Here is a 9,965-nt window from a genome sequence, read left to right as displayed (position 1 = left end):
GGGCTGGAACACAGCGTCTGACGGTGGCGGTACCGATTACGCAGCGGGTGCGACACTCACCATGGGCACAACAAACGTCACGCTTTACGCACAGTGGCGCCCTTCGGGAAGTACAGGCGGAGGTCCGGTTGCTCCTGGCAAACACACTTCCTCGAACGGAAAACTCACTCTGCCGGCAGGAGCGATAGGCGAAGTGAGCTTCGGGCATGTCGTGGAAATCTACATTCCAGCCGGAGCAACTGACAAACCGATCGATATAACGATTGGAGCCGAAACGCGGAACGAACAGCTTAATTTGCAGGATAATCATCCGGTCAGCGGAGTATTTAACATTTGGAAAAGCATCGCGGACAAATTCAAGAAGCTGGTGACGATCACATTTTCTTTTGATCCAGCGAAATTGTCCGAGGGACAGAAGCCGGCAGTCTTTTATTACGATGAAGCCAAACACCAATGGATGGAGATTGCAGGAGGAAAAGTCGTTGACAACTGGATTTCGGTAGAGGTCGATCAATTTGGCCTATTCGCTGTTATGTGCGTGGAAATTGTGAATGGGCGGCATGTGCTGTGTTCTTCTCCAGTCCAATCGCCTGAGTTCAGTGATGTACCAGGGCATTGGGCAGCTAATGCCATCCATGAAGCCGTCAAACGTGGTTTCGTTAAAGGCTATCCAGACGGAACGTTTAAGCCGAATCATACGGTTACGCGCGGGGAATTCGCAGTCATGCTCATGAATGCGCTAAAGCAGCAAGTCGAGGGAACGGAATTGAAATTCACGGACGTGGCGAAGATTCCGGCTTGGGCGAAGGGTGCAGTCGCGCAAGCGGTGCAAGCTGGCATTATTAATGGCTATCAGGACGACACTTTCCGTCCGGTTGCCGAGATTACCCGCGCAGAGATGGCGGTGATGATCGCCAGTGCGCTGAAACTGTCAACCCAACAGAATGCCGCAACCGGCTTCGCGGACGATCAGAGCATTCCGACATGGGCGAAAGGCGCTGTCGCTGCGCTGAAGAATCTTGGCATTATAGGTGGCAAAGACGCGAATACATTCGAGCCGAGCGGTAAAGCGACACGAGCGGAAGCCGTTACGGTTATAATGAATATGCTCGCAAAAAAGGGCTAGTAAAGCAACAAAAGAGGGTTACCCTGAAGCGGTTGGGCCAACTGCTTGAGGGTAACCCTTGTATTATTTAGGAGCTGGATGGTTGTATCGAACAGGATCGAAAAAAGAGTTCGGTCTACTGTCCAATATGGCACAAAACGTTAATCGTGTCGTTACTGTCGATGCGTTGTTTCAGCTCATTTGGGGAATGGAGAGTCTGGAGGATACGAGAACGGTTGCTGTACACATCAGTAATGTACGTAAAAAAATCGAGGCTGACCCTGCCAATCCTGAGAGAATTATTACGATACGGGGGGCCGGGTATATGCTGGTTGCCAGAAGTGTGTTGCAAGCGCGAACTTAAAGTTTTCTTTAAGTTTCATATAAAGAGCAATTTACTATGATAAATTAGAAATAATATTTTTAGGTTTTTGACGAAGAAAAGCTAGCTGTCATGGGAGATGGTATATGCAACCAGATACTTGGACCAAGGCATTGTTGTATGTGACGATATTTGTAATCTGAGGTCAGATGGATACGCACCCCATAAATTACGATGATGAAACCATAGCAAATTTATGTTGAAGCAGAAATTAATATTATATATTGTGCGACAGTATGGAGGGGGAGACAGATGACGTTATCGATTAACTCGTATAACTCGATGTATCCGATTAACAGAACGGCGCCTTTGAGTTTCCAGTATTCTAGTAGTCAGATTGCGAACCAGTCTTTCTTTTCAAAGTACGTTGTGAAGAGCAAGCCTTATGAGCAATATATCAAGACAGCAGCAACCGGGATTATGAATTTTTTGAAATCTGCGCAGGATATGCAAGCATCGACGCAAAAATTAATGCAGAAGGATAATTCATCTATCCAAGCAAGGACGGCGGAATCATCGGACGGCAACAAGGTTACTGCAACTGCATCGGCCGGAGCTGCGAGCAAAACTTATGAAGTTAAAGTGAATGCGATCGCGACTTCTCAAACGATCAGTGGAACATTTTTGTCTAAAGTAGACACGTCCGTTGTAAGCAAAGGCATCAATCAGTTCAACATTACGATAGGCGGCAAGACTACGAAGATATCGGCTGTTATCTCCGATAACGATACGAACGATCAAGCGCTGACCAAGCTGAAAGATGCGGTCAATTCAGCGAAGATGGGCGTAACCGCCAGTATTGTAACGGATGATATAACAGGCAATAAGAAGCTTGAGTTAAGCAGCGACAAGACAGGAGCGGATCAGGCTTTCGAGGTTAAAGATGTTACCGGCAACGCGATGTCGGCAACCGGCGTTAAGAATGCAACGCAACTAGCGTCCAATGCGTCCTACAGCGTGAACGGAGGCGCAACTCAAACTTCGCAGTCGAACACGATTGATCTGGAGAAGGGCAAAGCTGCGGCGACACTAATGGCCCTATCGATGGAATCTGTGAAAATACAAATCAAACCGGACGAAGACAAAGTCATTGCGCAAGTTAAAGATCTGGTGTTGAGATACAATACGATGCATGATCGCTTGAATGAAGCCGGTGGAGTTATGAATTCATCTGTCCGTAAACGCATTGAGTCGTTAGTCAGCTCATCTTCCTATGAGCGAATCGGTATTCACCGTAAGGGCGATGATACTCTCAAGCTGGATGAAGAGCAGCTTAAGAAGAGCTTAAGCTCAAATTTCGAACAAACAACGAAAGCGATTAGCGGCAACTATGGCCTAGCTTACCGTTTATCATCAGCAGCGGAAAGATACAATGAAGTCCCGGCAAGCAGCTTGCTGAACTCGAAGGCTCGCCAGGTGCATCAATTCGCGATGTACCAGTCATCGATGCAAATGGCTATGCCGACACAGGCAAGCGGGTGGATCGTGAATTCGTTTTATTAACTCGATACAGGCAACGAACAACAATTTGCAAATAAAGGATATAAAAGTTCAAAACCCGTTTGAGTAGCTGAAATCTATTCAGGCGGGTTTATCCATGTTGTTGGTAGTGAAACCGACTCATGCGGTAGCACACCATGTAGTATTAACACAGCCAAAAGAATATCGTTTTTTTTCCGGGTCTTTAGCTCAACTGGGAGCACACCGTTGTCGGTAATTTGAAGTTTATGCTCGTTGCACCTATGAAAATTATCATGGAAAACCTTGTATGCACAAATGGTTCCAACATAAGGGGAATAATGTTAAAGTTGTTATAGCAGAATCTCTTAGAGGGGAGCAAGACAGCGTGTTCATAGTAAACGTAGAAGGTGCAATCTGTAGGGATGATAAATGGCTAGTTATTACACGAAGTACCAAAGAGGAACATGCAGGGGGGACTTTGTCTCTTGTGGGAGGAAAAGTAGACGTTGAAGGTAACGCACTCGAAATCCTAGAACGAACTGTAAAGCGAGAACTTTATGAAGAAGTTGGCATCGAGATAAAAGATGCTGTTACTTTTGTATACAGCTCCTCCTTTGTTACAAATGATGGATGCAACGTTATAAATATGGTCTTCCTATGTGAATATGACAAAGGTACAGCACATAGCAAGAGCCCCGATGAGGTTGAAGCCGTTCATTGGATGACCTACGATGAAATAATGAATCATCCCAAAGCTCCTCTTTGGACAAAAGAGAGTATAAGAAGAGTAGCACTAGCAAGGAGATAACAATAATGATGAAAAATGTTTATGTTATGCGACATTGCAAGCAGATGGTCAAGAGCCTGATGCTAAGCTAACTGAACTAGGTATTCAACAAGCTGTGAATCTTACTGAATTTCTCTTAGATAAAGATATTGATTTTATCATTTCAAGCCCTTTTGAAAGGGCTTACCGCACCATAGCTCCATTGGCCCAGTAACACGGCTATGAGCCGTGCCATTAGTGTAGTAATGGAAGTCCTAGTATTTTGATGACCGCATTGGGTTTAAGGAGTGGGAATCTTTAACCAATCTTGATGTATTTCATCTAACCTTCTCAGGAGAGAAAAAACTTAACATTCATCGAATATGGGCAGAGTGATTTTATATTAGCAAACACATTCCTCCGGACACGTACATGTTTGTTCTCACTGTCTACTCGTCACATGTGGAGTGCTGTTCACTACTAATTTGGAACGGAACGAACGAATGAGAAGCTAATGTAGGATTGCCCTCTTTAATGAGAGGGTATTTTTTTTGTGTAAATACAGGAGCGGGTGCTAGATACCATAGGACTCTAGGGGGTAGTTTGCACTAATCAAACATCATTAACAGGGAAAAGGCTTTCAGAGTATATATCAAGATCATTTTAGTTGGATTAATATTATGACTATAGGATCGTCGAGCTTAAAGTCAATCTAGAGCAGTAGCTATCTTATCACATAGGGTAATTTTTTTCGTCCAGCTTTCCGCCGAAGGGCAGAAAGAAACCGACGGGCATAATCAATTGATTTTCGAGGGATTCTTTCATGTATCTAAAGGAAAAGGTAATATTCTTAAGACAATTTTTAAAAGAATAATAAGAGTTTATTATGAACTAGCTGAAAACGAATATGGTATAGTGAATGGGAACAAGCCCATGAAAGGAGGCGCGTTGAAGTTATTTCTTTAGTTCTTTTATATGAAGTTGACTTTGCAATCTTTATGTAGAAGACGACGATAAAGACTCTGAGTCTATTTAAATGATAATACATGAGGTGTGGAAGTGAAGAAGCTAATATTGTTATTACTTGTGTTGGTTTTTATTTGGGGATGCAGTACAGGGAACGGAACGAATTCGCAGGGCGGCCAAGGAACAGAGAAGCCTGCTGCTTCGGATAATGCGACAATTAAAGAGAAAGATCCAAAACCTTTACCGGAAGGCAAAAACGCACATGTTGTTGTTATCGGTACGGAGATTGAAGGCATGTATTTGGCGAGAGCGGCTAAAGATGAAGGACTGTCTGTCCTTGTGCTTGATCCGCGTGAAAAGCCGGGCGGTCAATTGATACAGGGAGAAATGCTGTTTCTGGATGAGCCTACGGATGATGCACAGAAAACAATGACGCAAGGACGCATTAAAAAATTATTTGATCGTTTTAAAAAGGGAGAAATTCGCAATATTGAGCATTTTACTACCTATTTTAATGAAGTGATGGATGGTATTCCGTTGGAACCGGGCATTACGATTGTGGATGTGAAGAAAGAAACAGATGATAAGAACGGTCGCACGAAGGTGAGCGGTCTGACTTACAAAACAGCAGCTGGTGAAGAGAAGACAGTAACGGCGGATTATTTTGTGGAAAACACTGACTTTACTGCTTTGACTCATTTACTAGGCGGCAAACGTCTTCCAGGAGTTGAAACGATTTTTAATGCTCCGGATGTTGATTATATGGCAAGCTCTATCATGATGAAATTTAAAGGCGTAGACTGGAATAAGTTCAAGAGTGAAGTTATGGCACTAGGAAAAGAAGAACGCTTTGAGAAATATGGAGGGGAAACGACTGTAACCGATACATTTACTTGGGGATTTGGCAATGTGGGCCAAGAGTATGAGTCTACACGAGACGATATTTTCTTGCGTGGTCTGAATGCATTGAACCAACTGAATGGTGAGGTACTGATCAATGCCTTGCTTATCTATGATGTTGTTCCATCTGACAATGAGCGTATTGCAGAAGCCGTTAAACTAGGTCAGGAAGAGACTGATCTAATTGTTGACCATTTGCGTGACATGCTTCCAGGCTGGGAAAACGCCGAAGTAAACGGCTACCCTGATTATTTGTATATTCGTGATTTTGACCGTTATGAAACCGATTATATTCTGCAAGCTACGGATGTAATGGGCGGCGAAATGTTCTGGGATAACGTTAGCATTGCGAGTTATCCGCTCGATAATCAAGGGATAAAGAGCAGCCCTTGGGGCGTAGGGTTAGGAAATCCGGATAAATACGGTATGCCGCTGCGTTCATTTATTTTGAAAGATTATGCGAACGTTATTGTTGCTGGTAAAAACGTAGGTGCTACAGCAGCAGCTTACGGAAGTGCTCGTATTCAAGCGAATACTTCACTTGCTGGAGAAGTAATCGGCATTATTCTTGCCCAAATCGACGGTGAGAAGCAATTGGTGGAGCTTAATGAAGAGGATATGAAGAAAATGCATGCTTACTTGAAAAAAGAGTACAAAATTAATGTGAGCAGCGTAAAAGCTAAAAATAAAATTGCCGACTATACGGATGCTGAACGCGAGCAACTGAATTCCGGCAAGCAAGTAACGAAGAAATAATAAGGGTCAATCCATCCAGCCTTTAGAGAGCTTTAGAAGCTCTCTTTTTTTGTTTTAGAAGTAAATCAGTGGAGACGCAGAGAACGTCATTGAAGCTGTTGAAAGGAGCTACCGCCGAAGTTTGATTGCTGCTCTGGGCAATTGGGCTAATACGGGCGGCAGATTTCTATGATATGGATTTTTCAATAGCTTTGTGTAGTTCAATGTTTTTAAATGCCGCAGTAAGACGTGGTAAAGGTATGCCTGACTTTTTTGCTTCTCTCACAACTTCAAGTACCGCAAAACCTGCTTTACTATTGTTGTATTCGATGAAAAGCCGTGGTAAGCCGCCCTTTGCAAAAATGACCTTGTTAAAAAGCGCGCCGAGAAGTGCTGGTGGAATCTTAGTCAACAGTAGAGAGATCATATCCATCTTTGCGCCTCTTGCTTTAAGTACAGGGACAATTTCCCTCATATTCTTGCCAACATTTGCGAATGAGTCGCTATGATTCATGAGTGCTGGAAAACTTCCCCGTCTCAACACCTCGGTTTCCATAGCCGCATTCATGGCAAAGTGATTCCATAGCCAGTTTTGCATATCCTTTACCCAACTAATTTTAAAATGGGCGCTTTCAAATAGTTCTTTGACCTTGTTGTTAATATGTTCAGTGCCTGCCCGTGGTTTTTCCAGAAATAGCATTTTCAAAAAGCCACCTCTAAGCCTATTGTCCGCGATGCCGCCTCCTGCTCCAGGAAACCCAAAGACAACATTGTTCATAGACAATGGTGAGATCGATGATTTCAAATCTTGCCAAACGTTATTGAATAGTAGGACAGGGGTGGTTCCGGCAACAGTTGATAGTAATTGTGCTGCTTCTGGAAGTTGTTCCGTGTTGACACTCACAATAATGAGATCATAATTCGGGCTCAGCTCCTCATGCAGTTTGACGTTCCAGATTTCTTTTATTAGCTGTTTCCCTCTTCGTGCGTCCCACATTTCAAGCTCTATGTTGCTTCCGAAGGTTTCTTTTCTCCCTTTTCTAACGTAAAACTCAACTGTATGCCCTGCCTTTTCAAAAGCCCAAGCATATTGGGTCGATATTACACCTCTACCGAAGAATAAAATTCTCATATTGGCCTCCTAAAAATATAGGTTAATCATTGTTGATAATCAAACAACGTGTTGTATGATGTTATTGTATAGATACACTCTAGGGTCATCAACCATCAGATTTTTAATATCTGTCGTATAATCGATTGAACAGGAAAATGGAGGCCAATAATGAATAAGCAACCTGAAATTACGGACAAAACAAGGCAAACATTTATAAATGTATTTTGTGATTTATATAGCCAAAAACCAATTGAAAAAATATCGATTCAAGAGATTGCTAACCAATCAGGATATAATCGCAGTACATTTTATCAATACTTTACGGATATCTATGAGTTGTTGGACTACGTTGAAAAGCGTGTCATGAAATCCATTAACGAGGAAATGGCAAGCAGAGAGTTTTCTACACATACTTTCCAAGATGCACTTCAATGCTTGGAAAATGCAGAGGAGATTTCAGTCCTTAAAGCCCTCTTGGGCGACTATGGTTCTGTTCATTTTGTTGAACGCCTGAAAAGAGAAATTCCCTTTGAGAGATTGATTGTGGACTTTCCAACAAATAATGTCTTAGCACCATACATAATTGAATTTTACATATCAACATTAATATCTATGTTTCGCCTTTGGATACGCAACGGCAAAGATCTATCGTCGGAAGAATTGGTCAAGTTGATAGATAGCCTATTTGCAAATGGGATAACACCGTATCATATCTTTGGCACGGTCAATCCGCGGCGCCCTGATTCGAATAAAAAGTAAGGGGACGAGGGGAAGCACAGGCGGCTCGGTGCCTGTGGATAGTGAAGCGAATGAAGCAGGCGAGACAGTCAACGTTAAAAGACGTTGGGTAACTATCAACCCAGCGTCATTTTCTTTGCACCTCGGTTAAGCTTTCTTTAGAGGTGGTTGATGTTAAGCTGCTCGGGGAGCGAGTTCGACAGCGTAGCTTAAATTTGGCTTTGGAGGAATTCTTTCGTTCTTTGGACTCGATTGTGAGAGAAGACGGCTTTTTGATAAGTCATTGGTGTTTCAGCATTTGGAGTATTTGAAGTACAGCGGCGATTATTATTGGACCTGGCGTTTATCGCGGGTTATTGGCTCGTTTTAATACGGCTGTAGATTGACCGAAATGTCACTACAGTCGTTATTTTATTTTTGGGGAGCGTAACTCACATTCCGCGCCCTCTGATACGGCATTTTGAATTTTAAAGGATATTGCAAAAACCATGTCGAATAGAAAAGATGTTGTTCTGGACAAACACCATTCTACCAAAGATTGGGGGCCCCTTTTCATATTTTCAAAGTGTCGTACTTTCAAAATTCAGGTTTATTTGAATTTACAGGCGGCATGTTAAATTAATATGGAACCCCCAGTTTGTTGTCCATCGTAAATTTGCATCGAATACATCATCCTAACACGGGGAGCATTCCGGATATGAACGCCAATAATCAGTTAATTTTCACGCAAGAACGCTTTCTTACCGCCAACTTACTTCTTCCGATGCTCTATCACGCAGGTTGGGAGATCCGGGACGGGCATTGGAGTTATCCGCAACGTGAAATGAGTAGCGGATTATTTCAGGCCCGTTACGTCTCTGAGCTCGCATGTTACGTCCGAACAATTCCTTATCATTGGCTGATGATGGTCCTTCAGGGCGAAGTCGTCGTCACCTGCAGCGATTTTCGAACGACGATCGGAGAGAATGCGGTCGTGCACTTCCAGCCCCATCAACCGCATCATATCAGCGCCGATCAGCCCGCCAACTACATCTGGATTCATTACAAAATGCTGCTCCCCTCGCAGGAGGAGCCGTTGCTGCCGTTGTATCCCGATGAGCAAGTAGCGCGGTACGGCAGAGAAACGGTTTTCCAGGAAGCCGTAGTCGATCTTCCTTCAATAATTGTACCCAGAAATCCGAATTTGGTTCGCAAGCTGTTTACGACGACAGTCGAGGAATTCATGCTCGAGCCTCCTGGATTTATGTTGTCCTCCAAAGCCAACTTCCAATGCCTGCTGACCGCGTTGTTCCGCGAAGCGACAGACCGGAGCAGTCCTGCGATCGTGTCCGACCCTGCGATCCAAAGAGCTCTGGACCACATCCATCAGCATTATGATACCAAAATGACCATATCGAGCCTCGCGGCCCTCGTAAACTTAAGCCAGAATTACTTCATTTCGCGATTCGGCAAAATCGTCGGAATCAGTCCGAACGAATATATCCTCCGCTTCCGTATCCGGCATGCGAAGATGCTGCTGCGCGACACGGACATGAGGCTGACAGAAATCGCCGCGTGCGTCGGCTTCGAAAGCCTTTCCTACTTCAGCCGAATGTTTCGGAAACTGGAGGGCATACCCCCAAGCGAGTATAAGTCGTACAAATTGCGGACCGATGTCCATCATTCGGAGTGATGAAATCGGTTTGTCGATACCCGGCCGAATATCGTAGTATTGTGCAAACAATAACGAGAATAGGAGAAGATTGGACGATATTAACCTCCTATAATGAGAGATGAAAGCGTTTTATCTATCCATGCA

9 protein-coding genes are annotated in these 9,965 nt (G+C 43.7%); 8 read left to right on the top strand and 1 reads right to left on the bottom strand.

Features of this window, described 5'->3' with window-relative positions:
* The 6 genes from PAT3040_RS00320 to PAT3040_RS00295 form a co-directional block, all read left to right on the top strand.
* The coding region (locus tag PAT3040_RS00320; RefSeq protein WP_219930217.1) for an S-layer homology domain-containing protein at nt 1-1,126 on the top strand (1,126 nt) is incomplete at its 5' end.
* Between the two features lie 82 nt (nt 1,127-1,208).
* The gene (locus tag PAT3040_RS00315) at nt 1,209-1,469 is read left to right on the top strand and encodes a winged helix-turn-helix domain-containing protein (RefSeq protein ID WP_258234763.1); all 261 of its coding nucleotides are present in this window, start codon (nt 1,209-1,211) and stop codon (nt 1,467-1,469) included.
* Nucleotides 1,470-1,739: 270 nt separating this feature from the next.
* Nucleotides 1,740-2,990, top strand: coding sequence for a flagellar cap protein FliD N-terminal domain-containing protein (locus PAT3040_RS00310; RefSeq protein ID WP_108991052.1), 1,251 nt, complete (start codon nt 1,740-1,742; stop codon nt 2,988-2,990).
* Between the two features lie 343 nt (nt 2,991-3,333).
* Entirely contained in the window at nt 3,334-3,756 is a 423-nt protein-coding gene (locus PAT3040_RS00305; protein ID WP_108991055.1) for an NUDIX hydrolase, read from the top strand.
* 94 nt (nt 3,757-3,850) lie between these two features.
* Nucleotides 3,851-3,949: a hypothetical protein gene (locus PAT3040_RS39645; protein ID WP_307719148.1), complete on the top strand. Its 99-nt coding sequence runs from the start codon at nt 3,851-3,853 to the stop codon at nt 3,947-3,949.
* Nucleotides 3,950-4,773: 824 nt separating this feature from the next.
* Nucleotides 4,774-6,336, top strand: a complete 1,563-nt coding sequence (locus PAT3040_RS00295; RefSeq protein WP_258234762.1) for an FAD-dependent oxidoreductase — start codon at nt 4,774-4,776, stop codon at nt 6,334-6,336.
* Nucleotides 6,337-6,502: 166 nt separating this feature from the next.
* On the opposite strand, the gene PAT3040_RS00290 is transcribed toward PAT3040_RS00295, so the two are convergent.
* Nucleotides 6,503-7,447 carry a ketopantoate reductase family protein gene (locus PAT3040_RS00290; protein ID WP_108991051.1) on the bottom strand — a complete coding sequence of 315 codons (945 nt, stop codon included), beginning with the start codon at nt 7,445-7,447 and terminating at the stop codon, nt 6,503-6,505.
* A gap of 150 nt (nt 7,448-7,597) precedes the next feature.
* Between PAT3040_RS00290 and PAT3040_RS00285 the strand changes: the two genes are divergently transcribed.
* Together PAT3040_RS00285 and PAT3040_RS00280 are read left to right on the top strand one after the other, a co-directional pair.
* Entirely contained in the window at nt 7,598-8,188 is a 591-nt protein-coding gene (locus PAT3040_RS00285) for a TetR/AcrR family transcriptional regulator (RefSeq protein WP_108991050.1), read from the top strand.
* A 676-nt stretch (nt 8,189-8,864) separates the two neighbouring features.
* Nucleotides 8,865-9,839, top strand: coding sequence for an AraC family transcriptional regulator (locus PAT3040_RS00280; RefSeq protein ID WP_108991049.1), 975 nt, complete (start codon nt 8,865-8,867; stop codon nt 9,837-9,839).
* Nucleotides 9,840-9,965: the final 126 nt, after the last annotated feature.

This window comes from Paenibacillus agaridevorans (assembly GCF_003112455.1).
GTDB classification, from domain to species: Bacteria; Bacillota; Bacilli; order Paenibacillales; family Paenibacillaceae; genus Pristimantibacillus; species Pristimantibacillus agaridevorans.
The sequence above is the reverse complement of the archived record's forward strand: the minus strand, read 5'-3'. Positions and strand labels throughout refer to the sequence as shown.

Excerpts from the sequence above, each read along its gene's own strand:
- PAT3040_RS00280 (WP_108991049.1), top strand. The coding sequence starts at position 8,865 with ATGAACGCCAATAATCAGTTAATTTTCACGCAAGAACGCTTTCTTACC.
- PAT3040_RS00285 (WP_108991050.1), top strand. The coding sequence starts at position 7,598 with ATGAATAAGCAACCTGAAATTACGGACAAAACAAGGCAAACATTTATA.
- PAT3040_RS00290 (WP_108991051.1), bottom strand. The coding sequence starts at position 7,447 with ATGAGAATTTTATTCTTCGGTAGAGGTGTAATATCGACCCAATATGCT.
- PAT3040_RS00310 (WP_108991052.1), top strand. The coding sequence starts at position 1,740 with ATGACGTTATCGATTAACTCGTATAACTCGATGTATCCGATTAACAGA.